This window comes from Salinivibrio sp. IB574, from assembly GCF_001996205.1.
GTDB classification, from domain to species: Bacteria; Pseudomonadota; Gammaproteobacteria; order Enterobacterales; family Vibrionaceae; genus Salinivibrio; species Salinivibrio proteolyticus.
Map to the genome: position 1 here is coordinate 12,163 of NZ_MUFN01000018.1, position 25,322 is coordinate 37,484.

Annotated in this window: 18 protein-coding genes; 6 read left to right on the forward strand and 12 right to left on the reverse strand. The window is 49.3% G+C overall.

Annotation, left to right across the window (positions count from 1 at the left end; all coding sequences use genetic code 11):
- Window positions 1-220 precede the first annotated feature (220 nt).
- Window positions 221-502 (forward strand): EAL domain-containing protein, encoded by a 282-nt coding sequence (locus tag BZJ17_RS10180; RefSeq protein ID WP_077640633.1) that lies wholly within the window; start codon window positions 221-223, stop codon window positions 500-502.
- Here BZJ17_RS10180 and BZJ17_RS10185 read toward each other — a convergent pair.
- The 3 genes from BZJ17_RS10185 to BZJ17_RS10195 form a co-directional block, all read right to left on the reverse strand.
- Window positions 470-1,114 (reverse strand): GNAT family protein, encoded by a 645-nt coding sequence (locus BZJ17_RS10185; protein ID WP_241836787.1) that lies wholly within the window; start codon window positions 1,112-1,114, stop codon window positions 470-472. The two genes, BZJ17_RS10180 and BZJ17_RS10185, sit on opposite strands and share 33 nt — an antisense overlap.
- Before the next feature lie 185 nt (window positions 1,115-1,299).
- Complete coding sequence (locus BZJ17_RS10190) at window positions 1,300-2,169, reverse strand: DMT family transporter (protein WP_077640634.1); 870 nt, start codon at window positions 2,167-2,169, stop codon at window positions 1,300-1,302.
- A 286-nt stretch (window positions 2,170-2,455) separates the two neighbouring features.
- Window positions 2,456-4,432, reverse strand: coding sequence for a replication initiator protein RctB domain-containing protein (locus tag BZJ17_RS10195; RefSeq protein WP_077640635.1), 1,977 nt, complete (start codon window positions 4,430-4,432; stop codon window positions 2,456-2,458).
- A gap of 1,340 nt (window positions 4,433-5,772) precedes the next feature.
- Here BZJ17_RS10195 and BZJ17_RS10200 point away from each other — a divergent pair.
- From BZJ17_RS10200 to BZJ17_RS10215, 4 genes are all read left to right on the forward strand, one after another.
- Entirely contained in the window at window positions 5,773-6,981 is a 1,209-nt protein-coding gene (locus BZJ17_RS10200; protein WP_069586764.1) for a ParA family protein, read from the forward strand.
- Window positions 6,982-6,990: 9 nt separating this feature from the next.
- Window positions 6,991-7,965 carry a ParB/RepB/Spo0J family partition protein gene (locus BZJ17_RS10205; RefSeq protein WP_077454851.1) on the forward strand — a complete coding sequence of 325 codons (975 nt, stop codon included), beginning with the start codon at window positions 6,991-6,993 and terminating at the stop codon, window positions 7,963-7,965.
- Between the two features lie 98 nt (window positions 7,966-8,063).
- On the forward strand, window positions 8,064-10,088 hold the full coding sequence (locus BZJ17_RS10210; protein ID WP_077640636.1) for a GNAT family N-acetyltransferase: 2,025 nt from the start codon (window positions 8,064-8,066) through the stop codon (window positions 10,086-10,088).
- A 423-nt stretch (window positions 10,089-10,511) separates the two neighbouring features.
- Entirely contained in the window at window positions 10,512-12,173 is a 1,662-nt protein-coding gene (locus BZJ17_RS10215; RefSeq protein ID WP_077640637.1) for a FapA family protein, read from the forward strand.
- A gap of 24 nt (window positions 12,174-12,197) precedes the next feature.
- Here BZJ17_RS10215 and BZJ17_RS10220 read toward each other — a convergent pair whose 3' ends face one another.
- The 8 genes from BZJ17_RS10220 to BZJ17_RS10255 form a co-directional block, all read right to left on the reverse strand.
- Window positions 12,198-14,315 carry a type I secretion system permease/ATPase gene (locus tag BZJ17_RS10220; protein WP_077454848.1) on the reverse strand — a complete coding sequence of 706 codons (2,118 nt, stop codon included), beginning with the start codon at window positions 14,313-14,315 and terminating at the stop codon, window positions 12,198-12,200.
- On the reverse strand, window positions 14,308-16,242 hold the full coding sequence (locus tag BZJ17_RS10225) for an EAL domain-containing protein (RefSeq protein WP_077640638.1): 1,935 nt from the start codon (window positions 16,240-16,242) through the stop codon (window positions 14,308-14,310). Before BZJ17_RS10225 ends, BZJ17_RS10220 begins: the two co-directional genes overlap by 8 nt.
- Window positions 16,243-16,248: 6 nt before the next feature.
- Window positions 16,249-16,914, reverse strand: coding sequence for a transglutaminase-like cysteine peptidase (locus tag BZJ17_RS10230; protein ID WP_069586770.1), 666 nt, complete (start codon window positions 16,912-16,914; stop codon window positions 16,249-16,251).
- Between the two features lie 19 nt (window positions 16,915-16,933).
- The gene (locus BZJ17_RS10235) at window positions 16,934-17,542 is read right to left on the reverse strand and encodes an OmpA family protein (protein ID WP_077454846.1); all 609 of its coding nucleotides are present in this window, start codon (window positions 17,540-17,542) and stop codon (window positions 16,934-16,936) included.
- Window positions 17,539-18,843 carry a TolC family outer membrane protein gene (locus tag BZJ17_RS10240; RefSeq protein WP_108743808.1) on the reverse strand — a complete coding sequence of 435 codons (1,305 nt, stop codon included), beginning with the start codon at window positions 18,841-18,843 and terminating at the stop codon, window positions 17,539-17,541. The genes BZJ17_RS10235 and BZJ17_RS10240 overlap by 4 nt, the downstream gene beginning before the upstream one ends.
- A 34-nt stretch (window positions 18,844-18,877) precedes the next feature.
- Entirely contained in the window at window positions 18,878-20,278 is a 1,401-nt protein-coding gene (locus BZJ17_RS10245) for an HlyD family type I secretion periplasmic adaptor subunit (protein WP_077640639.1), read from the reverse strand.
- A 120-nt stretch (window positions 20,279-20,398) separates the two neighbouring features.
- On the reverse strand, window positions 20,399-21,730 hold the full coding sequence (locus BZJ17_RS10250; RefSeq protein WP_077640640.1) for a sigma-54 dependent transcriptional regulator: 1,332 nt from the start codon (window positions 21,728-21,730) through the stop codon (window positions 20,399-20,401).
- Window positions 21,730-23,535: an ATP-binding protein gene (locus tag BZJ17_RS10255; RefSeq protein ID WP_077640641.1), complete on the reverse strand. Its 1,806-nt coding sequence runs from the start codon at window positions 23,533-23,535 to the stop codon at window positions 21,730-21,732. Before BZJ17_RS10255 ends, BZJ17_RS10250 begins: the two co-directional genes overlap by 1 nt.
- A gap of 115 nt (window positions 23,536-23,650) precedes the next feature.
- On the opposite strand from BZJ17_RS10255, the gene pdxH reads away from it, so the two are divergent.
- Complete coding sequence (gene pdxH, locus BZJ17_RS10260; protein WP_077479657.1) at window positions 23,651-24,289, forward strand: pyridoxamine 5'-phosphate oxidase; 639 nt, start codon at window positions 23,651-23,653, stop codon at window positions 24,287-24,289.
- A 71-nt stretch (window positions 24,290-24,360) separates the two neighbouring features.
- Here the strand turns inward: pdxH and BZJ17_RS10265 are convergent, their stop codons facing one another.
- Window positions 24,361-25,068 (reverse strand): helix-turn-helix transcriptional regulator, encoded by a 708-nt coding sequence (locus BZJ17_RS10265; RefSeq protein ID WP_108743806.1) that lies wholly within the window; start codon window positions 25,066-25,068, stop codon window positions 24,361-24,363.
- Window positions 25,069-25,322 lie beyond the last annotated feature (254 nt).

Here is a 25,322-nt window from a genome sequence, read left to right on the forward strand (position 1 = left end):
TATCGAAAGATCAGGCATAATGTATCGAATCTGAGCGAGAAGAATGAATAATCAACCACCCTTTTCAAAAGTTCGTTTCCTAATCAAGCCACTAACCAATGAGTGATTCACATCACATTTTTGCGTTGTTGCGTCCAGTGATACCGACCTGATGACTGTATAAAAAATACGTCATATTTTTGACGACGCCGATCACCGTCAGCACCCAGTGTTCACGGAAATGACACAAAATCCCATCAAAACTGTCATCGAGGCACCTTACCCTTATCGCCTCATTGCTGGAACACGCCGAATGTGTCGTGGGATTATTGCCATGGCCCATGCGCTTGATTTGCGTGTCGTCGCAGAAGGGGTCGAAACACGGCAACAACTTGCTTGGCTACGTGATCATCAATGCGATTACTTGCAAGGCTATGTGTTATCACGCCCGCTTGAGAGTCACGCCATCGACAAACAAGTGATGCCAGCATCATACCAGCGTATGATGCTTGTGCATGGTTGATGCTGCAGCAAGCGGAGCGGGTTGGGCGTCTAAAGAGACATTGTTGATACCAAGCTGGGTAGAGGCGTGATGTAACCCATACCACTCTTCGCGAAGCACACCGAAACGTAACGCATCATAGTACTCACCTTGAAAGAAGCGCACCGAACGCAACCGGCCTTCTTCTTTCATGCCTAACGCCTTCGCGCAGCGCATCATGCCCGGATTCCCTGACCAAGTAGTCAATCCAATTCGGTTGAGTGTTTGGCAGCGAAATAACTCATCCACCCACAAGGTCAACGCGCGGCGGCCGATTCCCCTCCCCCAATCGGCGGGGTCAAAAATAGTGATCCCCACTTCAAGCCAGCGTGTGCGTTTGTCTTCCCAGTAGAAGGTCACATAACCAACAGGACGTTCATCCACACAAATGACTTTGGCACTGTCTCCAACAATGAAACGTCGGAACAGGCCAAACCGAAAGGACCAAAATGAGACAGGTTCGAGGGGAATATAAGGCGCGTCAAACTGCTTCCACGCGCGAGAGTGGTAAATCTGACGCCAGAAATAGGCCGCTTCACGACGAAAGGCGGGTCGAATCGTTACCCGCGGCGTCTCCATTTCCTTCACTTCCATGTTCGTAACGATTTCTCCTTGGGTTCACTACCAAATAATCGGTGATGAGGCCGATGACTTCACGCGGCCTTGCGCAGGCGTCACCCATAAAGGCATCCAATCTAACTCAATTAACCACCACATCGCTCACCTCCTATCAACACCCTAGGTTGATACTACGCTCATTTATCAAGTGTAGACGGTTGTCAGCGTGTTGGATGGGTAGATCGTTGCGATAATCCAACGCCGATAAGCACCAAACTGCCACCAATGAGGTGATAGTGCGTTAATACTTCATCAAGCCATATCATGGCAATGCCTGCGGTGAGCACGGGTAATAAATTCATGTACATCGCAGTACGGCTAGCACCATTGAGCGCGATCGCATTTAGCCACAATGCAGGCGCTAATACCGACGCGCCGACGGCCGCAAAGCCCACCAAGGGATACGCGTCGGGCACAATATCAGCACTGGGCGCGGCGTAAAGCACAGGCAATAACATCAATACCGCAAACAATGCTTGTACATACACAGAAACCCAATTAGACACCGACATCGGCCAGCGTTTGAGTAATACACAATACAAGGCATAAGCAGATGCGCAAATCAACATGAGTCCATCACCGACAGTGACACCGCTTTCAAGCAGCGTCATAGGCTGACCTTGAGTGAGCATATACCCAAGCCCAGAGAAGGACAATATCGCGCCAGCGATGGCGATACGTGTTAGCGGTTGGTGCAGAAACCACACGCTAAATAGCAAACTGAGCATTGGGACCAACGACATAATTAATGCCATATTAGTGGCGGTAGTCGTTTGTGCAGCAAAATAGGCGACCGATTGGTTGATCACCATACCCAGAGACGCCAACACCGCAAGACGAGGGGCTAATTTAAACACCGCACGCCGCTGTCGCCATAAAGTCGGCAGACAAAAGGGAGTAAGCACTAAAATCGCAAAGAACCATCGATAGAAAGCCATGGCTCCAGGAGCAATCACAACCACCGCCATCTTGTTGACGATGGTATTCATCGCCCAAATGGACACTGCCGCAAAGGGCAAGAAAACAGGCATAGATCTCCCAAACAGCAAAAATCAATTAAGCAAAAGCAGGCAGTTTACACTGTAAACTCACCAATGAAACGCCTAATTTGCTGGACGTTGACGGCGAGAGGGGGGATTCAGGCAAAGAAAAAGCGGGCAAAGAGCCCGCTGGCGAGAGAAGTGCCAAAGGATGTCGACGAGGACATCAAATAGGACAAAGGTATCTATCGAGATGGAGTATATCGTCCCTACTTTAGCAATTGTCAGCGCTTGGTTAACTTACTGCCAATCCTTATTGACATGAAAAACGGTAAGGTCAACGCCCTGAGGCGATCTCATCAAGTACACTTAATACTTGCCCATCTAAATGGCCTTCATACACGCGCTGACAGACTTTACGACGCACGGCTAAGCCAGAGATCAGTCGCTCGATGGAAAGATGACGCTCTTGCTGCTGTTGGTTATAAAACTCGATGGTACGGCTTAGCGTCTCGTACGGCACCACATTCTCACCCACCATCAGCCAATCCAGCTTCTCTAAATAGCCTTGGCATTCTTCCGTGATCACAGACGCTGGATGCCCCGTCATTGCTGATAACGCCGTGATACTGCGTTGTAGGGCTTCTTCCGAGGTATATTTCGACAACACGATCGTGAGCTCATCCGCGTTCACCTCAACCAAGTGCTTGCGTAACTTCACGCGCCGCCCTAATCGACCGCTGGACTTTTCTTTGCGCTGAATGGGTTCAAACTCCCCATCAATAATCCCGGAAAGCTGATCAAGGTCTTGTTTGGGTAAAATCTCATTGCGCAGTGGGTTCGGCATGGTTGGTGCTAGCGATCGTTTACCTTCGTTATACATCTTGGCCCGTGAGTAGCGGATCACTTCATCCACATTGCACTTAATATCCATCCGATAGTCAGGATACTTTTTATCATCCTCGCGAGTGAGGGTCAGGTGATACCCCCACAGATTGACTGCAAACACATCATCCGTCACCTTTCCATCAGCCAGTTTTTTAAGCTCTCGAATGAGATCGCTCGAAAAACGGCGCCATTCGATGTTTCTCGCCATTTTCTGGTTTAGTTCGCTCAACAACAAGGAATCTTCTAAACGACGCGACAGACGGCTTCTGAAGAGCGAATACAGCTGGAAGACCAAGGTATGCTGACGCAAGATCTCGGGGGGGAACAAGAAGAAATAGTCTCTTGTCATCAACTCTTCGAAGAACGACGGTTCCCACACCAAAATATACAAGTTCGGTTTGATTTTTACTTCACCATCCTCCCCTTCTTTTGGGGCTTCTTCTGACGCTGTGATGGTGCGAGCCAAGAACCGGAATCGGTCACTTTTAAACCCTTCCGGCATGTTTTCGCTCAACCAACGTCCCGTCAGCTCGTGCAACTGAAAGTCGGTGAATTCAATCCGATCGATACTTTCACGGATAGCATCTCGCGCTGGGCCACTGTCTTTCTTACCGCGCAGCTGCAGGATGTCCGTAATATAAATTGGCGTTTTATTGCCGATGGTCTGGGTCTGCAGTTCATAGCTGGGCAAATGATGATCATGGTATTGCACTGTCAGTGTAAACAGCGCAAACAAGGTCATCAGATCGTCCACCGTCATGATAGACTTCGCTGAGCGTGTCTCGATGATCGCTTTGGTGCCACTGATCGCCACCATCGACTTTTGGTAACTTTTTTTCGTTCGCGGCGGTGCCAATGCTTGGTCAATGATCCCAGCCCAACTGGTCGGCGATACCAAGATCTGATCTTTCTCATCCGGCATGGTAGGAGGCGTGCCTAGCCCATGCTCACTGAGCAGTTGGCGATTTACCTGGTTTTGTGCCAATGCTTTCGAGCGTTTTTGTTTGACCACATCACGGCTTTTCTCTGTCATTAACCCCGCACTACCAAGGGTAGAGATTAAACGGCTAGGATTAACGAAGCGGTGAAGCATGGTTTTGCCTGCTAAGCCTTCCTCGAACCGCACCGGTTGTTGGACGAATAACCCTAGGCTGACAGCTGCTCGCAGTCGTTGCTGAATCGCGGCACGGGTGAGTTGGCCTTCAGTGGCATCGACTAATTCTGTGGTTGACACATAGCCATCTTGGGAGGAAAAGCCACGGACTGAAATCAGATTCAGTAACTCAAGAATACTTTTGGTTACCCCTTTAAAATGTTCATATTGAGCAAGCCAGTCCACAACTTGAGCATGCACTTCAAAAAGATGCCCATCTTTGTGCGATCGTGGGGCTTTAATCAGTATTTTTTCTGGTTTGGTGCTGCTCATGTGCAGTTTGTTCCTTTCCCGATAGCTTGCTCATTGGAGAGCGAGAATAGTCAAATAAGCAAAGACCGTAAATTGACCATACTTCCAGGTAAATCCTAATAAAAAAAAACCATAAAAGAAAGATCTTTTTTATTGGCGCTTTTAACTGATCTTTATGATTTAACTGATCTAATTTGATGATCTGATCTATTGATCCATGCGGCGAATATTCTTTAAGTATTTGTTTATTAAAATGTTATTTTTTGACACCCCCGAAAGCATGATCAACACAAGGTCGGAGGCATGATCAACATACGTCACCAACGATGATCATGTAATGCCCGTATCAATGATCATCAATGGCGCGAAGCGATGATCATCAATCAATTGAAACGATGATCATGGCTCACACACACTTTATCCACAGGCAAGTATTACCTTGTGTGGTTATCCTAGCCAAAATACGCCGGATAGCCGCTGTTTATGGTATGGAACTATGATCAAGCTAGCGTCATTTTCAGCTTTTCCGGTCAATATTGGTGAGATTGTCACCAGGCGAGGAGGGAAAAGGAGCGCTTGGGCTGAAAATTGAAATGACATTCACAGTAGATTAGCGAAGCCGAGATATGTGTCCGACTTACGGAACAATGATCATGATGGCGATCGTGCTGTTGGATCGTATGCGTAGCGATAACTGCGAGCCTACTGTAGCCGCGGAATGGTGATACGATCCTTTGCGATCCCTTGCTACATCGGACATTCACCGTATTTTAGCCAACTGGTCTCATCGTTCCGGCCTGAATAGGGAAGAGTCCGCTTGTCGCGGTTCACTTGATCATTTTTCCGTATTCACTGGTGTAAGTGAGCGTCCATTTGCTGACAAATTCAACGGATATATTACTTGATCATCGTTCCTCAACAGGGATACCGATAGCGTAAGCATGATCAAGGTTACTACGCTTTACATCGCATCTACCTTGATCATGTTTTCGGGAAAAATGATCAAAAGCCATGTTAAAGGTTACTAATAGCATCAAGCGAGGTAGAAAGGTGACTCGTGGAGTATCGTCAGACAGACAATTAAGATTGAAATGACACCATCCGTAATTTGTCCATCATGAAATAGGCTTCCGTGAAGTGTTTCCGTTTACATTGTAAATAAGTGACACTGTGACATTTTAAATGTTTGGCGTTTGTCCTACATCAACCGCAAGATTATGGCGGCAAAACTGCCCTTATATTCGCTGGAATAACAATTGTGAGCAGGATCTTTATTTGATTGCTATCTGTTCAGCTTTTTATTGTATTTACTTCTTAGTGCTGTACAATCGCCAATTATTCCTCATGATGGCGAAAAGAAGATGGATAGGGAAAAGACGATTGAAAACCTTCGCAATATCGCTGCGCAGACGAAACAAGTTCAGTCTGATCGCGTCGAAATTGTGATGGAAGAGCGACATGATCAGTTGTTTCCACCAATGTCAAAAGCGTTGATGGAAACCCGATCTGGCTTAACCCGTCGTAAGCTAGATGAAGCAATTTCTCGTATGGAGCAGCAAGGGCATCAGTTCACCAAGAACAATGCAAACCACTACTCGATTACCTTAGATGAAGCTCATAAAATCATGGATGCGGCCAATGTCCCCTCTTTTCATGAGCGTAAAGGAAAAGCCCATAAGCCTTGGGTGATTAACATCCAGAACCAGAAAGGCGGAACGGGTAAATCAATGAGTGCGGTGCATCTCGCGGCCTGTATGGCATTAAACCTGGAGAAGCGCTATCGCATTTGTTTAATTGACCTTGACCCTCAAGGATCGTTGCGTCTATTCCTCAATCCACAAATCAGCCTGACGGAACAGGAAGGGATTTATTCGGCGGTCGACGTCATGCTGGATAATACCCCCCAAGCGGCAGATAAAGACTTTATGATGCGTAATGTCTTGCTGCCGACGCAATATCCAAACTTAAAAACCATGGCTGCGTTTCCTGAGGATGCCATGTTCAACGCAGAAGCTTGGCAAGCATTGGCAAGTAGTCAGTCGCTCGATGTCGTCGAATTGCTCAAAGAGAAGGTTATTGACCCTATCAGTGATGAGTTCGATGTGATCATGATTGATACGGGTCCGCACATCGACCCCCTCGTTTGGAATGCGATGTATGCGTCAAATGCGTTGGTGATCCCGTGTGCCGCCAAGCGCTTAGATTGGGCGTCAACGGTGAACTTTTTCCAGCACTTACCTCAAGTGTATGAAATGTTCCCTGAAGATTGGCATGGTCTCGAGTTTGTGCGCTTAATGCCAACCATGTTTGAAGATGACAATAAAAAGCAAATTTCAGTGTTGACTGAAATGAACTACCTTTTGGGTGACCAAGTGATGATGGCGACGATTCCTCGAAGCCGCGCGTTTGAGACCTGTGCAGATACGTATAGCACTGTCTTTGACTTGACCTCGCAAGACTTTGAGGGAGGTAAGAAGACGCTATCAACTGCGCAAGAAGCGGTGCACCGTGTTGGGCTTGAGCTTGAGCGTGTGCTACATAGTCACTGGGCATTGCTCAATCAGGAGTGATAAAGAAGAATGGCGATTAAAACTTCCGATTTGAATGCACGTTTGTTTGCCAAAGCCGACAAGCGTCGCGCCACCACCACGCAAGAAGCGCAAAAAGCGGCTAGCGAAAAAGCGGCGGTGATTGAGCTGGCCGTGGCCGGCGAACATACTGTTGAATTTGAGCTAATTAAAGTACCGGCGGCAGATATCGCCGAGAAAACCACGGTATTTGATAAAAACGCCCGAGAGCAGTCGTTTCTTAATGAGCTCGCGCTATCAGATATTCTCACCACGCTCAAAGACCGCGGTCAGCAATATCCCGCGGTGGGACGTTGGTTAGATGATGGACGCATTGAGGTATTGGACGGTAGCCGCCGTCGCATGTCGTGCTTGATTGCAGAGCAAGACTTCCTCGTTTATGTCGCGAAAGATATCAGTACGCGTCATGCAAAATTTCTCTCCGATGTCGCTAATGCGCATAAACCTTTGTCGTTGTATGAGCGAGGCAAAGAGATGCAAGCCATGTTGGATAGTGGCGAAGTGGCTGATCAAAAGGCGTTGGCAACCGTCTGCCAGTGCAGTGAAGCACTGGTCAGTGGTGCGTTGAAAGCTGCTGCCCTACCCTTGCCACTACTGCAAGCCTATCCGAGTGTCGCCGAACTTGGCCGACCAACCATAGTGAAGTTGCATCGTTTGTTCTTTGGCTTAGACGACAGTCAACAGCAGGCACTATTGGATAAACTGGGAAATACTCCGTTGTGGCAACAAGTGGATGCGCAGGGCGTGACGCGTATTACCCGAGAAGTGACCTTGCACATCGAGCAATTTAAGGATGAGTTAGTTGCGCCAAAAGCGAAGCAAAAAGAGCAATCAACGACCTTAGTGGAAGGCCGTGCGGCGTATCGACGCAAAGGCAGTAGTTTAAGCATCAACCTTAAAAAGATCGATGATCAGCAAGCTGAGCGTATTCTCGCATTAATTAAAGAGCAGCTTGATAACGTGTAAGCCTCGACCTCGCGATTGAATATCGGCACGCATTGCGTGCCGTTTTTTTTGCTTTCAGTTATGATCAGCCTATTGTTTGCTACTCGATTAGGCGCTTCATGTCTGCCACGTCTCTTTTGTCCCAGTTTCTCTCTCAACTCATTGAAACAGCCCAAGCCCGCTCGCATCGTCAACTGGTGGTCTCTGAGCGGTCGGTGACTGACATCCTCGTAGCGTTAGGAGAAGCGCCAGTGCGTCGCGTAGCAAGCCAAGATGCGCCGGATGTCATCAGCTGGCGGCAAGCCAAACAATGGTTGGGGCAAGAGTGTGGCCATCTGTTAGTGGACGTTGATGGGGCATTTAATAGCGAGGCCTTCTGTGCGATCAGTGGTTGTTGTCGAGCCGGCTCTCTGATCATTTTGCAGGTGGCGGCCGATGTGGCGACCTTACCGTTATCAGTCAGAAGAATGCTTCGGCTTTTGCAAAATACGGACAGTGTGGCTTGGATTTCACATCAAGGTTGGCGGGCACCCACCCTTCCGCCTTTATCCGACGTATCTCATCTCGTTTCACAACAGGATGTAATTAACGGATTAAAAAAGGTAGTGACTGGGCATCGCCGTCGACCTTTATTGCTGACCGCGGATCGTGGGCGTGGCAAATCCGCAGCAATGGGAATAGCGGCAGCGCAGTTAGCCTTACAAGCGCCGCGACAAATTGTGGTGACGTCGCCAACTCCCGCCAATGTCACTACCTTGTTTGCCCATGCCAAACGTCAGCTGGGCATCATGGAGGTGAATGGGCTCGATGTTGGTGTTGAAGGTAGTCGTATTCGCTTTGTCGCGCCAGATGCGTTGCTGCGAGAATGCCCCGACGCCGATCTTCTTCTCGTTGATGAGGCGGCAGCCATTCCACTACCGATGCTTAGTCAGATCCTTCGTCAGTATAGCCGTGTCGCCATTGCCAGTACCGAGCATGGTTATGAAGGAACGGGTCGTGCCTTTACGCTTAGATTACGCGCGCTCCTCGAAGAAGAACAGCCACAGTGGCGCTCTCTCACCCTAACCGAACCCATGCGTTGGGCCGAAGGCGATCCGGTAGAGACCTGTCTGAATCAGCTTTTCCTACTCAATGTAGCTCACGATGTGATACCACCAAAGGTGGAGCCGTGTGCGGATAGCGTTTTGCAGTTTAAAACGCTCAGCGCTGAACATCTATTCCATCATGAACAAGAGTTGGTCACGCTATTTTCTTTATTGATGACGGCCCATTATCAAACATCGCCCAATGATTTAGCCTTGTTGCTTGATGATGACAGTTTGCATATCGTCGTTGCCAAGCAAGGTGAACACACGATTGGCATTGTGGTGGTGGCGGAAGAGGGAGGCTTTTCAACTCCGTTAAGTGAGGCAGTGATTGCAGGTACTCGCCGTATTCGCGGGCACTTACTGGCACAATCATTGGCGACTCACCTTGGAGACGCAACGGTGTTAGAGAACAAGCTATGGCGTATTCAGCGCATTGCGGTCGCTCCTGAATGGCGTCGGCACGGTGTAGCAAGTGGACTACTGACGCATCTTCAACAGCAAGCCGCGAAAGAAAATATAGCCTGTATAGGCACCAGTTTTGGGGCGACAAAGGCCCTTATTCACTTTTGGCAGAAGCAGGGTTTTGAACCGGTCAAACTTGGCATCAAGCGCGACCAGGCTAGCGGATGTTACTCATTGCAGTTAATTAGGCCGGTAGAGACGATGACATGGATGAAAGAAGCCGTGACGCTTTTTCAGCAAAGCTTGCCCCTTTTATTGATGAGCGCACACCAGAATTTGGAGCCCGATATTGCGGCGACACTGGTCGCATTCATGCCCGCTCGTCCGCTAACCAACGCGGAGACTCGTCAAGTGCAGGGGTATGCGGCCGGCGGTGTTGGCACTGAAGCGGCGATTGGGAGTTTGCAAGCCTGGACTCGGTGGACATTTCAGTCAACGTCGCCTGTCGAGTGGGATTGGCGCGAGGCGCTATTAACCAGTAAAGTCCTACAAGGCCTTTGTTGGCAAACTGTCTGTGCTCGGTTTAATCTGTCAGGTAAGAAGGCGGCAGAGAAAGCCCTGCGTGATTACGTGGCTTTTCGATTGGATAATTAGCCTCTATTTACAGTGTAAATTTGACGTCCTATCGCTGCCCCTATTTACACTGTAAATTATTGCCAAAACGCAATGCCTACGCTCAGCTTTAACGGTGACGAAGATATAATCGTGTTAGATAGCACGCATTCTAACCGGAATGCGTGATATGCAATAAGATGTACGCTTCTCACTGCATCCTCACACTTTTTTATGATAAACGCTTACTACCTCACGATTTTAGACGTGACCTCACTTCCATGTGTGCCAAAACCCCTATAATTTATTATTAATGAGACAATTGCGCGTGGTTGCGTTCAATGTCAGCTAATTTATAAGAAACTACCCAAAATATTTCGCCTCGATAAAGGTTTAAACTCATGACGAGGACTGTTTCGCGTTGACGATATGGTTTTCAAAAGGACCGAATAGGCAGGGACCAAGATGCTAGACGAAATCCTACGTATATCGCAGGATGGACAACGAGTATATCTATCAATCGGCGGACATCATCAAGGCGATGAGCTGGTTGATAAACATCAGATTAAAGACTGGTTGGTTGCCAACAAGGTCGGTAGTTTCTTTTGCTTTGATGATACGATTCAATCTGCGCTCGCTAAGCTGAATGACAGTGCCGAACATGATGAGTCCGAAGAAATCATCATTGCCGAAAGCCGTGATGCAACAGTCGAAGCACGTATTGCTGACGATAAAATGACAGCCTACTTAGTCGTGAATGGTGCCTGTGGTGGCAGTGGTCTTAAAGCAAATGATATTCTCTCGACCTTGCGTGAAGCCAACATTGTGCGTGGCATCAAAAAGCCAACCTTACAAAAACTCCTCTCTGCTTCTGGGCGCTTAAAACCAGGCGAATATTTGGATGTACCGGTTGCGTTTGGTCGCCAGCCAGTGCCGGGTGAAGACGCCCATATCGTTTTTTTAATCGAAGATCCCGCCGATCGTGTTCGCCGACCGAGAGAGCGTGATGACGGGCGAGTCGATATGCGTGATCTCGGTGAGATGGTGATGGTGAAAAATGGTCAGCCACTCGCCAAGCTGGTGCCTGAAACTGCCGGTTACGAAGGCTTCACTGTGACTGGGTCGGTATTACCGACCACACCAGGTAAACCCATGGCGCTGAATGCACATGATGGCAGTGAATTCAGTAATAAAGACCCTAATATCTTGGTGGCAACCATGGCGGGTATTCCGCGTTTATTGGATGACGGTGTCGCGGTAGATGATGCCTTGAGTTTGGACGCGGTCGATGTGGGGACAGGGCACGTTAATTTTGAAGGGAGTGTGGTGATTAAAGGCGACGTCGAAGTCGGGATGAAAGTGACCGCGACCGGCACAGTTACTGTCGGCGGTGTCGTTGAGTCATGCACCATCACGGCAGGCGGAGACATTATCATACAAAATGGTATTATCGGCCGCCAAGTAGCCTCTGACTCCGAGATCAATTGTACCTTGGTGGCGGAAGGCAACATCGTTGCTAAGTTTGCGCAGTATGCCACCTTGTGTGCTAACAACAACCTCGAGCTCACGTTGCATGCGATGCACTGTCAAACCCATGTGGGTAAATCACTGATGATTGCCGATGCCACGAAACGGAAAGGGACACTGGCGGGGGGTAAACACGAAGTAGGTGAAAAAGTGGAGGCGGTGATCATCGGTGCGAGTGCAGGGGCTCACACATATATTCATTGCTTCTCACGCTTGGCGTTGTTGAAACGTGAAGTGGTCGATCTCAATAAACAATGGGAAGAGAAAAAAGCGCAACTCAACCGCATCAAAGCCGCAGAAGCGAAGCTTGAAGCCTTACCGGCTCAAAAGCGTGATGCAGCGATGGTAGAGCGTATTACCACCACGCGCGATCATCTTTTTGAAGAGATAGACAACATTGAACACGAGATTGAAGTAACGGATGCACAAATTGCCGCGGGCTACCGGGAATCGACGATTGTCGCGACCAAGTCTCTTTTGAGCCGAGTGCATTGCACCATCGGGGAAGAAAAGCATTCGGTCGACTCGGAGCACGGTCCGTCCATTTTGATGTATGAGAATGCAAAAATTCAGCTTAAACCCTATCAAGCGAAAGCTTAATCGCGAGTTTACACTGTAAACTGATTAACTGACTTTCCTTATTTTCCCTTCTTTTAATGCTTGTAACACCGCTTTTTTCGGCCCATCCGCAACCACACTGCCTTGTTCCATCACAATGACACGATCGACCACATCGAGCATACCTGTTTTATGGGTATTCAGAATTAGCGTCTCCTCTCGGCGAAGGTCTTTGAGCTGAGTCTTAATGAACTGTTCAGTACGGTTATCCATCTGACTGGTGGGTTCATCTAAAATGATCACGGGCGGACGTCCTAATAAAGCGCGAGCGAGCGCGACAGCTTGCCTTTGACCTCCTGACAACAAAACGCCACCTTCACCCACTTGGCGCTCCAAACCGGCTGAATCGTATTGGGTGAACGCGAGAACTCCGGCACGGGTCGCTGCATCCATAATATCGATATCATCCGCCAACGGCTGCCCAAGGGTAATATTGTCACGAATCGAACCAAAGAAGAGGGTCGGTTCTTGAGGAACAAAACCGACATTACGACGCACATCAATGTAATGGAGCTGGGAAATGTCGGTATCGTCAAAAGCCACCGATCCTGACGTGGGTTGATATAGCCCTACCAACAAGCGTGCAATGGTCGTTTTCCCTGAGCCTACCCGGCCAATGATTGCGACTTTTTCTCCAGGGTAAATAGTAAACGAGACACGACGCAGTGCTTGAGAGGTGGCATTGGGGTAGTGGAAGTCAATGTTATCTAGCTCGACTTTACCGCGCATCATCGGACGATGAATGTAACGTTTGCCAGCCACTTGCTCCGTGGGCAATTCCATGAGCTGTTCGATGATATCTAAAGCGGATTTGGCTTGGTGATAGCGCGTTGACAGCAACGAAAGCTGAACTAAAGGACCGACCGCGCGAGAGCTGAGCATGCTGGCTGCTATCAGTCCGCCCATGGTCAAGGCGCCTTCCGCGATTTGATAGACACCAAACACTATCATACTGACGACGACAAACTGTTGGACAAAGCTTGCGGAGTTGTGGACGGAATCGGTCAAGCGCCGGGTTTTGATGCTCCAATTCGCCATGTGTGCCACGGCCTCTTCCCAGCGGTATTGAAACTGGCTTTCGGCACCAAAAATCTTAATCGTTTCTAGGCCAACGAGGCTTTCAATCAGGTTGGCATTTTTTTGGGACGATAAACGCGTGCCTTCTTCAATTGTGCGTCGTAGCGGTTTTTGAATCAGCATGGCATGGATAATAAGCAAGGAGACGGCAATCAGGGGCACAATCACCAGAGGACCTGCGACCAGCCAAATGACGAAGAGAAAAATCAACGCAAAGGGGAGGTCGATGAGCGTTGAAATGGAGGCAGAGGTAAAGAATTCGCGGATAGACTCAAATTCTTGCATATGCCTTGCAAACGCGCCTACGGACGGCGGCCGTGCTTCCATCTTAATCCCAATCACTTTGGCGTAGATACGTGAAGAGATTAGCAAGTCAGTTTTCTTACCCGATATATCAATAAAGTAACTGCGCAGGAGTTTGAGCAAGAGGTCAAAAACGAAAATGACGAAAATGCCACTGGCCAGCACCCAGAGGGAATCAAACGCAAGATTTGGGACTATCTTGTCGTAAACCAACCGCGAAAATAGCGGTACACTGATGGCAAATACATTGATAAATAATGAGGCAATCAGGACATCGCGATAGATGTGGCGAGATTGCCAAAGTGTGCCCCAAAACCAATGGCCTTCATCTTTGACTTGCGCTTTGGGAGAGCGCTCATCATATCGAAATTGCTTTTTAAGTAAGAAAAGCCGTCCGACATAGGCGTCATTAAGGTCATCCAGCATGACCCACTGGGGCGTCATATCCGCGTGAGGCAGGACAATTTCTGCTTGGCCAGCTGCTAAATCTAATCCTAGCAAGACGCACGCATCGTTATCTTTCATCAACAAAATGGCAGGGCAAAGTAACGGCGAGACCTCTTTGATGGCCATGGTTTCTTCTTTGGCAACAATACCAGCGCGCTCGGCGGCGCGCGGAAGGAGAAAGGGCGATAGATAACCATCGGAAATGGGTAGGCCTGACACCAGTGCGTCCGGAGAGTTCGCGTTACCGAAATAACGCGACACATAGATGAGAGATTGTAGCAGCGGATCTTTAACCATTGCTGTCCTTAGATTTCTCAAAGATATAGCCTTGGAAGCCGTTCACGAATAACTCCGAGAGGCGAGCAAGCTGAGCTTCGGTTTCGACCCGTGTTGCGATGGTGGTGATATTGAGGTTGTGGGCCGTACGACACACCGACGCCAACACATGTCCCTGAGCATCGTCATCGATATTATTGGTATAGGCAAAATCGATTTTCACGTAATCAGGTTTGAAGCGTTGCAAGTAATCAAGTGACTGGAAGTTGCGTCCGTAGTTATCCACCCCAAATTGGAAACCCGCTTGGCGAATTTGATCCGCGAGCAGACTGGTGTGGTCGGCATGGCGGACAAACGCCACTTCCGGGATTTCAAACAACAGACGACCGGCAAGTCCTCTGTTTTGGTACATGGCGCTGCCTAACCAACGGATAAAGGATGCATTCGTGATACTGCTTAGGGTTAAGTTAACCGCGAGTGGGCCGGCACTCTTATCTTGAGCGAGGGTTTTCATAATGTGGGTGATCACATATTTATCTAAGGTCTCACCCAACTGAAGTTGCTCTACTGCCCCTAAGAAGTGGCCGGCGCCATAATACTCACCGTCTTTTTCAATCGCCGAGAAGACCTCTTGGTGGAGCAGTTTTGAGGTGCTGTCACTGACAGACTGAAACTTAAATACAAAGAGCTCTTTCGCCACCGCTTCATGAAGGAGTGCTTTCCATTGCTGTTTACCCATCGCCGCATCGCCCATCGACTGGTCAATCAGCACCACTGGATGATCGGGAGTATTCCGCGCTTGAGAAAGCGCATTATCGGCTTGCGAGAGCAAGATACTGGCATCACGATTCCCTCCACCATTCACGGCTAAACCGACAGCCACTTTCGGCGGCGTAAGCCCCATGGGATCGGCTTGCATATCGACTACCATTGCCAGCACACTTTCACCGAGTAGTCGCAGATCATCAGCGTCGGTATTGGGAGCTAAGATCACAAACTCGTCCTTGCTCAAACGGGCCGCTGTCATGCTGTCATCGGTAATAATGGTGTGGGTGAGATTATTGGCAAAACGTTCCACCAAGTTATCACCCGCTTCGAACCCTTGTTTTTTGTACGCTTCACTGATCAGATCAACCTTAATCAGTGCCATCCCGCCAACGCCCGATTCGGTGAGCCAAGATTTAAGTTGGCCGACGTAAAAGCTGCGGTTGCCGAGCCCAGAAACGGCATCGCGATAAGCGGTTTTGCGTAATCGGTCGGCTTCTTTGGCTTGTTGCTCAAAATAGCTTTTCAGCTGTTCGGTCATGACATTGATGGCCCTGACCACGGTTTTTAATTCAATGGTCGGAGGAAGCGGAATAGGGTCGCCAAATCGGTTTTTAGCAATCTCGCCTGCTTTTGCGGTGATACGGGCTAAGGGCTTGAGAGAGCGGCGCAATTGCCAGCCGATCACGACCGATGCGATCAGAAAAATGACCGCCATACTCGACCCCAATTGTACAAACGACTTCCACAATTGTTTGTAGGCATAGCCGGGATGGGCCACGACCTCTACTTCTGCCAATTGCATCCAGCCACTGGTAATGGTTTGCTTTTCCGTGATCACTGGGAAAATATCGAGGTTGATAAACCATTGCGGAACACCTTGGATTTTAACTGGATATTCGCGCACGATTTCACTGTTATCGGACAGCAGGGTGAGGTTGACTTCACGGTAAAAGCCACCGTCAAAAAACGCATTGATCACAGACTCGGCCGCCACCTTATCGTCTGATTCCAAGTAAGGGGCGAGGGCCAAGCCCATCGAGTTCACGGTATTGTTCACATCTGCGGTTTGCTGGTTGAGCAAAAAGTTGCGCGTGGTGTTGAGCTCGATACCGAACACCGACAACACCAAGAAGAAGAAAATGACCAGCATCCAGGTGAATATTTGGTTGAATAACGTCATAGGTCGTTACCTATCAAAAAGTTTAACGGGTTTTTGCATTTTTAACGTGTCGACGCGGTTACGTAAGTCATTCCATAGTCCGAGTCGTGAGGAGTTACCGGCCAGCTCCCCTTGGCCTCGCTCTTTCATCAGCCACAATCGGCTACCATTAAAGCTGTAGATAGGTAGCAAATCTCGCCGCAATGAAGCGCGTTTTATTTCTGGGTCGAGGTTATCGAGCAGCACAGGTTCCGATGACGGTGTCGGATAGTAAGCGACAACCATATGGAACTGATCCAACCGAATCGCTTTGACATACACCAACCGTAGCTTCTTATCATCGACACCGAGTTCTCGCAGTGAGAAATATTTGGCGATACTAAAATCCTCACAATCGCCTGCGCTGGTGCCGAGAAACTCAAGGGGCGTCGCCCAATAGTCTTTTTTTCCCCATAGCTCGATATCATCAACAAAATACAATTGGTTAAAAAAATCATTTACCTGGCGCAGCTTTTCTTGCTCCGACAGACTCTGTGTATTCGCGACCATATTGCGCCAGGCCAATACGCGTTTGCCCGCACGCTCACCGTAAAACGCGGAAACCTGCTGGATCCAACGCGATTCAGTGGTGGTCAAGCCGCCGACACTCATCGACAGCAAAATGGCCAATATGGCGACGCCCCATCGCTTCATAGACATACGGATCGCTGTACTACTGGGGCCGGCGAGTGAAGATTGTCCACGCTTTCTCTACATCTCCTTTAAAGTTCAACAGCTCTGCACTCACGCGCCGGTCTTGTGGCGCGTTCGGATCGGTGTGCGTGGCATTCGCTTCCCCCAGCGCATCAATCTCAATGCGGCTTGGAACAATGCCGGCGCTGACGAGCTCGGCCCTAACCGCACGTGCCCGCTCTCGCGATAAGCGTAAATTATACTCGGGCGAGCCAATGGCACTGGCATGACCGGTTAAACGTACTGACACGCCGGGGTACTGGGTAAGGAAGTCTGCCATAGCTGTTATATCAGTGACATAGTCGGGGCTGACTTTTGCGGTATCATTGGCAAATAGCACCCGCAACGATGTGGCTGGCGTCTCTGACGCTTGAACGGTGGAGTCTGGCTCCACATAACTGGGACACCCTTGATTATCGACTATGGCACCGATTGGCGTTTGTTCACAGCGATCACGCGCATTGATCACGCCATCCTTATCCGCATCGGCAACGTCGTGTTCTTGCAGGGCCACCGGCGGTGCCATAATGGCATAACCGCAGCCACTGAGGAGGCTGATACACACAGCGTAAAATAGGACTCGCATCATTTGTGGTCCTCCGCGTTAACTTGCCATTCGGCAGGTATCGTCACCCGCAACGCATTTAATAGATTGCCGGTGTTATTCAATAGCCGGTATTGCGCTAAGAGATGATCAAAGTTCGCGTCAAGGTAAGCGCGACGTGCTTCGAACAACTCGTTTTCTGTGTTGAGCAAGTCCAATAAGGTGCGTCGGCCGATACGAAACTGTTTTTCATAGGCCAGCACTGTGTCTGACGCTGCATCCACTTGTTGTTGGAGAAACACTTTTTGTTGGGTGGTCAGCTGGTAGGCACTCCATGCTAAACGCGTACTTTCTTCCAATTGCCGATAGGCATTGTCAAAGATGTCTCGTACGCGATTCAGCTCGTATGCGCCTCTGCGAATGGTGGCCTGATCGCTCCCTCCATTAAAAAGGTTATACCGAAAGCGCACCATCGCGCTAAATTCATCACTGGTATCGTTCACGCCACTCACTTGATCAGCCCACGTTTGACTGACTTCCAAACTAACATTAGGTAGATGATTGCCTTTAAACTGCTCGTATTGAGCGCGCGCCGCCTCAATGTCGTAGCGTGCCAGTTTTAACAATGGGCTGCGGCTGACGGCTTGCTCTAACGCTGTATCAATGGAGGGCGGTAAGGCAAGGTTATCGACAACGGGTTCAATTGGCTCGTTAGCAGGCTCACCCACGACACGGAAAAACGCAGTAAAGGCGTCTTCGAGGTTGGTTTGTGCCGAGAGTAAATTTGCGTTGGCACGCGCGACACGTGCTTCGACTTGGGATAAGTCAGCCGTTGACCCAATTCCAGACTCCGCGCGGCGACGAATATCAGAGAGGATTTGTTCATGCACGGCCATATTGGCCTCAGAGAGATCCAATACTTGTTCTGCCTTAAGCACATCCAGATAGACCTCGGCGACTTGCAGGGCCTTGTCTTCCGCATCGGAGAGCAGTTGAAAGCGCTGACTGTTGGCTTCATAACGTGTGCGCCTCACATTGTGTGAGGTTTGCCCATCCCATAACAACTGGCGCAGGCTTAGTGTTGCGTCTTTGCGATCAAAGTCGATATCACCTTGTGCGCGGGTGGAGTCGTTTTCGATACGCTCATAGCCAATGCCTGCGTCTAAATCGATGTCGGGAAGGTAGTCGCCTTCACTGTTTTTCATTTGCTCATGCAAGCTCATCAGCTCGTGAAACCCGCCGCGCAATTCAGGATCGGTGGCGAGTGTGATCACCACTGCCTGTTCTAACGACTGGCTGTGGGCGGCGGGGAGCAAACTGAGTACCGCTATTACAGCCGCACTCATACGTGTCCAAACTGGCATCATATTTCAGTCATCCCTATTCCCGTAATGCCGTGTTTTGTGCCCTAACAATAGGGTTAATTAGATAATCAAGGACGCTTCGTTTCCCGGTAATGATGTCAACAGACGCGGTCATCCCGGGAATAATCGGCAGTGTTTCTGCGTCACCGATGTTGTTTTTCTCGGTACGTACCTTGACCAAATAAAAACTGTTGCCTTCCTCGTCTTGAATGGTATCTGCACTGATGGTTTCTAACTGACCGTTTAGGCCACCATACACGGTAAAATCGTAGGCGCTAAACTTCACCACCGCTTCCAACCCAGGGCGCAAAAAGGCAATGTCTTGTGGCGCGATTTTGGCCTCAATGAGTAGGTTGTCTTCCGAAGGGACAATTTCAATAATGTCCATCCCAGGCTGAATCACGCCGCCGACAGTGTTGACATGTAACTTCTTCACGGTGCCATCAACCGGGGAGGTCACCACGGTGCGCGCGACCCTGTCTTGTAGGCTCACTTTTCCCTCTGTCATCGAGGCGATTTGTTGTTCGACTTGGTTAAGGGTTTCTTGTTGTTCTGTTCTGAACGTTAACGCGACATCTAAACGCTGGAATACCGCTTCTCGCATTGATGACACCATGGAAGGCAACGATAACTGTGCAGAGGATAGCTCACGTTGGGTATCGTTGAGTTGGCGCTGCAGTTTAATTAAGTCAATTTGAGGCACCACCCCTTCTTCGGCGAGGGGGCGAGTAATGTTGAGCTCTTCTTGTGCGAACGCCAAGCTTTGCTCGAGGTTGTCGATGCGTGATTCGAGCTCGATCAGTTCTTGCTCTTTTTGGCGAATTTTTTGTGCCGTCACGTACAGCTGATTTTGAATGTTTGATAGCTGCTCTTGATAACTGGCTTGTGCTTGGTTCACGAGCCCCGGACGCGCTGCGGCCAAATCGCTGGGGACTTGGAGCGGTTGACGATTGAGAATGATGCTGTCACGCCACTCTTCCAGTGCAGCGGTGTCATTAATTTGTACTGACTCGAGCAATGCGCGAATGCGGATTTCATCGGCGCGCAAGCCATTGAGTTCCTGCTCACGCTCTCGAAAGTCCGATCGGAACAGGGTGTCGTCGATAAGGATTAAACGTTGGCCACGGACGACCTTATCGCCTTCTTTGACCAACAGCTCTTTAACCAGCCCGCCTTCAAGGTTTTGCACCACTTGCAGTTGCGAGGAGGGGATCACTTTTCCTTGCCCGACCGTCACTTTATCGAGTTGCGCTTGGGAAGCCCAGATGGCGGCTGCGATCAAAAACAAAGCGATTGTCCACAACAAGATACGCGCACTTTTTGGCGCGTTTAAGAGCAAAGCCGCTGTTTTATCATCGATGTAATCGAGATGCTCGTCTCTGGGCAATACTGCATGAGACTTATCGCGCCAAGCCATGTCTCTCCCCATGTTAGAAACCGCTCTTAAAAGTCTAGTCTATGCTGCTGATTTTTTACTTTATTTGTTGGTTTTATGCGAAGTTATGTATCACTGCGCGACGATGATACGAAGGAACCGCTAATGTTGGTTACGTTTGAAATTTTCTTTATCTAACTGGTGTTTGCGCATTTTGTCGTAAAGGGTCTTTCTCGCGAGGCCCAATTCTTGTTGTACGTCTTTTAGTCGACCACCATGTCGTCGCAATGCATCGCTAAGGATCTCAAACTCGAATTGACTGACACGGTCCGTCAGTGTGGGCAATTTAGACTCTGTGGTCGCGGAAGGCGCTGCGTTGTCTAGCCTATCTTCGCCAAGTAGGACCAATCGCTCGGCGTAAGCGCGAAGCTCTCGCACATTGCCCGGCCAGCTGTGTGCGCATAAACGTTGTTGTTGTGGTGAAGACAATGTTGGGGCTTCGATGCCATAGCGTGACGCAATGGTTCGAGTAAAGTTCTGAAATAGCGGGATAATGTCATCACAGCGGTCACGCAATGGCGGCATCAAAACGTGGCCAGTCAGGAAATGTTGACATAATGCGGGATCGAATTGCTCACGTTGTACCCGCTCGGCCAAATCAAACCGTGATGTGACAATAAGGCGAACCTGGCTGGTTTGGGGATGCTCAGGATTATCACGTAACTGAATATAGCGATATAACCGTTGCTGAAGAGGGATCGGTAGCGCCTCGATGCCGTCAATTAACAAACAGCCACCGTCTGCAGCATGCAATTTTCCAGCTTTGTTAGCCCAGTGAGGCAACTCGCCGCCAAATAACGTTTGCTCTAGCAAATGGGTAGGCAGCAAGCGGCATTTGAGGGTAATCAAGGGCGTATTTTGCCATTTGCCATGGTCGTGAATAAAGCGAGCAGCTAGCTCTTTCCCGGTGCCTTTTTCTCCGACTAGTAACACGTCGTCGTCTGTTTGCTGATAGTAGCCCAGCTGACGACGGGCGGATTTCACTTGCGGATGGTTGCCTAAAATGCGCGGCCCGGGGCCACTTTGCGCTGCAAGCTCCTTGCGAAGTTCGCGGTTTTCGAGCACCAGAGAACGCTTGTCATACGCGCGTTTTAACACGTCCAAAAGATGATCGGTTGCAAAAGGTTTTTCGATAAAATCGTACGCTCCCAGCCGCATGGCTTCGACCGCGGTAGAAATATCACCGTGGCCGGTAAGCATGATCACTTGCATCTCACCATCGAGCGCTAATATCGCTTGCAATAGCTGCATACCGTCCATGACGGGCATATTAATATCGGCGATGATAACGCCTGAGAAGTCGGTGGTTAGGGCCGCTAATGCCTCTTGTGCGGTCGCAAACGCGTTGACCTGCCAGTCATCAAGACGCAGTGTCTGCGTCATCGCATCGCGGACCGCAGGCTCATCATCGACCACAATCACTGTCGGCTCCATTATTCACTCTCCTTAGTCGGAACGGGCAGACGAATGATCATGATGGTTCCGCCTGTTGGGTTGGTGTTAGCGATAAGTTGACCATGTAGGCTCTCGAGGATCCGCTTCGAAATCGTCAGCCCAAGCCCGAGTCCCGTTTCTTTAGTGGTAAAAAAGGGCGTAAAAACCTGTGCCAGTGTTTCACTATCCATGCCTTTACCATTGTCTATCACACGCAGTTCAAGGCGGCTTGCATCGTGTTGAGTCTCAAACCGAATGCAAGGGTCGGGAGTACTCGATACAGCATCAATCGCGTTGGTGAGCAAGTTGACTAATACTTGCTCAAGCAAAATGGCATCAGCGATAACATAAAGAGGGCTTGAGTGTGAGGGAAGCTGTACCGTGATGCCTTGACGAAGCCAGCGGCTTTTGGTCAACGAGACAGCGGCATGAAGTAATGGCACGACATCGAGGGTACCTGTTCGGGTTTGTGATTTTTTTGCGAAGATCTTAAAACGCGCCACAATGTCACTGATCATTTGAATCAATTCGAGCGTTTTCGCCAAATTAGCTTCCACGTCTTGATAGCGTGCTTTGGCCAGTAAGCGCTGACTGTTTTCTGTGTAGGTGCGCATGGCCGCAAGTGGTTGATTGATTTCATGGTTGATCCCTGCAGACATCTCTCCAAGGGTCGCCATTTTGGCGGCTTGTACCAATTCTGATTGTGTTTGTTTGAGCACTTGTTGCGTGCGCTCGTATTGATGAAGGGTGTCACGCAATTGCAGGTTGGACGCTTGCAAAGATTGTGTACGGCGTGCGACTTTGCGTTCAAGATTCTGGTTTAATCGTGCAAGCTGGCGCTGAGCAGCAAGACGCTGCCACCAAGCTAAGACAATCACAGTGACCAAGAAATAAAACGTGATGAATAGTATGACTGCCTGAAAAACATAAGGGTAAAGGGTGCTGATCGGCGTGAGTCCATAGAGCTGCCAATCTGCTTGGCTGATGGTGTGTGTGGTCATCAGCATTGGCTGACGTGCAGAGGCATCTAGCCCGAGGGAAACCACCGCGTTATCTCCTAACTGGCGAGGATGCTGAAACTGGCTCAGCGGGATAAGCGGGGTGTCGCCATAACGCCTCGAGCGTTGAATACTTTGCTTTTGAGGCGTGGGCAAGGTAGTAAGTGTTTGGTACACCCAGTCTGGGTTAGAGCTGTAAAAAATAACCCCTTGCGGATCGGTCAATAGGTAGTCAAAGGTTTGATATTTCCATACTTGTTCGATAATCGACAGGTCAACCTTGATGACGAGCACTCCCAGTAAATCCTGTTGATTTGAGTCACGGACGGGATAGGAAAAATAATAACCGCGCTTTCCTGAACGACTGCCCAAGGCATAATAAGCGCCTTTTCCCCCTTTTATCGCTTGTTGGTAATAGGGTCTGTACGCATAGTTTTGGCCCACAAAAGAGGCTTGGCTCTGCCAATTACTGGCCGCCATCGTGGTCCCTTGTCTGTTCAACAGGTAGACGGTGTCGGCTTCAAGACGCGAGGCCCACCGAACTAATAAACGATTGATCTCTACAACTTGCTGTTTGGGCGCCGAATCAGCTAATAAGGCGACTAAGCGTGGATCGGTGGCGAGGACGGCGGGTAGCTCACTGTATCGAGCCAGCTCGGCAGACAGCTTATCTTCGAGTTGTCGAACATCCTCGCGCATTTGCGCTATTAACTGAAACTTGGTTTCGTTGAAGGTGACAATGCCAACGATCACGGATAAGACCGTGCCGAGTAGGGTCGCCGACAACACAAATTGCGACTTTTTCACCGTCTTGCTCCTTGGCCATTGATCGGAGTCGGTTTAATACCGTACCCGAGAATATCCTTGTCTATCTGGCGCAACCTGCGCAAAATAACGAAAAATGAATGAATTGGAGAATGCAATGGATCTGTCTGACATTCGAAGAGAATATACGCGAGGCGGTCTACGCCGCAATGATTTGCCTGATAGCCCACTACAATTATTTGAACATTGGCTCAAACAGGCCATAGAAACTCAAGTTCCTGACCCTACCGCGATGACGATCGCGACAGTGGATGAAAACGGTCAGCCTTTCCAACGTATTGTGCTGTTGAAAGACTACAGTGACGATGGATTCGTGTTTTACACCAATCTAGGCAGTCGTAAGGCCTTGCATTTAAAGAACAATAGTCAAATTAGCCTACATTTCCCTTGGCACTTTATTGAGCGCCAAGTGCATATAACCGGCGACGCTGAGCCATTGACCAAAAAAGAGGTTTTCAAATACTTTACCTCCCGTCCCAAGGAAAGCCAGATCGCTGCATGGGCGAGTAAGCAAAGCGAGCGTCTGACGGCGCGCTCCGCCCTTGAAGGTAAGTTTATGGAGCTCAAACAGCAATTCGCAAAAGGTGAAGTGCCAGTGCCCACATTCTGGGGTGGCTATCGTGTGAAACCAAAAAGCATTGAATTCTGGCAAGGCGGAGAGCATCGGCTGCACGACCGCTTTTTATACCAGCGCAACGATGACGATCAATGGGATGTTGAACGCCTTGCGCCCTAAGCCCTATCTCTTAGCCAATGTAAGCAATGAAAAGTGCTGCTTTGTGTAGCACTTTCTCTATTCTCAGTACGTTAATCTCGCAATACCACAGACACTTGCTTAGTGAGCAACCGCTCTGGGATCGCAGAGCCGAACCCCAACGCCAACGCCCGTTCAATTAAAGCTGCCTTGGACTCTACACCAAACTTTTCTCGCAGGTGTGCAAAGTGGTTTTCAATCGTCTTTACCGATACCCCTAAAGTTTGCGCAATTAATTGCGGCTTTTTGCCATACAGATGCAGAAATAGCACTTCAGACTCTCGCGCGGTTAAATGGATATCGGGACGATGTGATGGTGCGTCGAGCGGATGATCCTCTGGATGTGTCACTGCGCGGCATATCCAGTGTCCGACTTCCAAGATCGCCGTGTCACTCAACTCTTGGCCACAAAAAACGACACCACAGATATTCCCCGCTTCATCGTACCAAGGCGTTTTGGTAAAAAGATGGGCGTACCATCGGCCGTTTGCGTAAGGATGAATATCTAATACCCTCAGACGTTTGCCTGTTGCCATCACTTGTTTGTCTTGCGCCTGGAATTGATCGGCACAGGCGATGGTTGGGCAGGGCATGTCGTGATCCGTTTTACCAATACACTCTTGAGGGTGCTTGAGTCCCACGAGCCGGCAGTATTCACTATTTGCGTAAACAAACACGGAGTTTTTATCTTTGCATCCCCAGCACCCTGGCAGCTGTTCAAGCATTGAGAGAGAGGGAGGCAGCATGGAAACCGGTTGCATCATAAGGCCTACACGATCGAATGTTATTATTATTGGACGCCATTGTCCGTTTGAACATAAAAAAACAGGCAGGCTTATTTGAGCACAAAAAAATGCCGGCATAAAGCCGGCAAAGACAAGAGTCGCCCTTTCGGGCTGTATCCTGTACGACGTGTAGAAGAGGTTGTCTAAATAACCGAACGAGTCATGAGGGTTGTTGACCGCTCTAGTTATCGTTGACTGCACCTAACAGTGTTAGGATTTACGTAAAAGCA

Excerpts from the sequence above, each read along its gene's own strand:
- pdxH (WP_077479657.1), top strand. The coding sequence starts at position 23,651 with ATGGATCTGTCTGACATTCGAAGAGAATATACGCGAGGCGGTCTACGC.
- BZJ17_RS10230 (WP_069586770.1), bottom strand. The coding sequence starts at position 16,914 with ATGAAGCGATGGGGCGTCGCCATATTGGCCATTTTGCTGTCGATGAGT.
- BZJ17_RS10235 (WP_077454846.1), bottom strand. The coding sequence starts at position 17,542 with ATGATGCGAGTCCTATTTTACGCTGTGTGTATCAGCCTCCTCAGTGGC.
- BZJ17_RS10215 (WP_077640637.1), top strand. The coding sequence starts at position 10,512 with ATGCTAGACGAAATCCTACGTATATCGCAGGATGGACAACGAGTATAT.
- BZJ17_RS10190 (WP_077640634.1), bottom strand. The coding sequence starts at position 2,169 with ATGCCTGTTTTCTTGCCCTTTGCGGCAGTGTCCATTTGGGCGATGAAT.
- BZJ17_RS10265 (WP_108743806.1), bottom strand. The coding sequence starts at position 25,068 with ATGCAACCGGTTTCCATGCTGCCTCCCTCTCTCTCAATGCTTGAACAG.
- BZJ17_RS10225 (WP_077640638.1), bottom strand. The coding sequence starts at position 16,242 with ATGACGTTATTCAACCAAATATTCACCTGGATGCTGGTCATTTTCTTC.
- BZJ17_RS10205 (WP_077454851.1), top strand. The coding sequence starts at position 6,991 with ATGGCGATTAAAACTTCCGATTTGAATGCACGTTTGTTTGCCAAAGCC.
- BZJ17_RS10245 (WP_077640639.1), bottom strand. The coding sequence starts at position 20,278 with ATGGCTTGGCGCGATAAGTCTCATGCAGTATTGCCCAGAGACGAGCAT.
- BZJ17_RS10195 (WP_077640635.1), bottom strand. The coding sequence starts at position 4,432 with ATGAGCAGCACCAAACCAGAAAAAATACTGATTAAAGCCCCACGATCG.
- BZJ17_RS10180 (WP_077640633.1), top strand. The coding sequence starts at position 221 with ATGACACAAAATCCCATCAAAACTGTCATCGAGGCACCTTACCCTTAT.
- BZJ17_RS10185 (WP_241836787.1), bottom strand. The coding sequence starts at position 1,114 with ATGGAAGTGAAGGAAATGGAGACGCCGCGGGTAACGATTCGACCCGCC.
- BZJ17_RS10250 (WP_077640640.1), bottom strand. The coding sequence starts at position 21,730 with ATGGAGCCGACAGTGATTGTGGTCGATGATGAGCCTGCGGTCCGCGAT.
- BZJ17_RS10200 (WP_069586764.1), top strand. The coding sequence starts at position 5,773 with ATGGATAGGGAAAAGACGATTGAAAACCTTCGCAATATCGCTGCGCAG.
- BZJ17_RS10220 (WP_077454848.1), bottom strand. The coding sequence starts at position 14,315 with ATGGTTAAAGATCCGCTGCTACAATCTCTCATCTATGTGTCGCGTTAT.
- BZJ17_RS10210 (WP_077640636.1), top strand. The coding sequence starts at position 8,064 with ATGTCTGCCACGTCTCTTTTGTCCCAGTTTCTCTCTCAACTCATTGAA.
- BZJ17_RS10240 (WP_108743808.1), bottom strand. The coding sequence starts at position 18,843 with ATGAGTGCGGCTGTAATAGCGGTACTCAGTTTGCTCCCCGCCGCCCAC.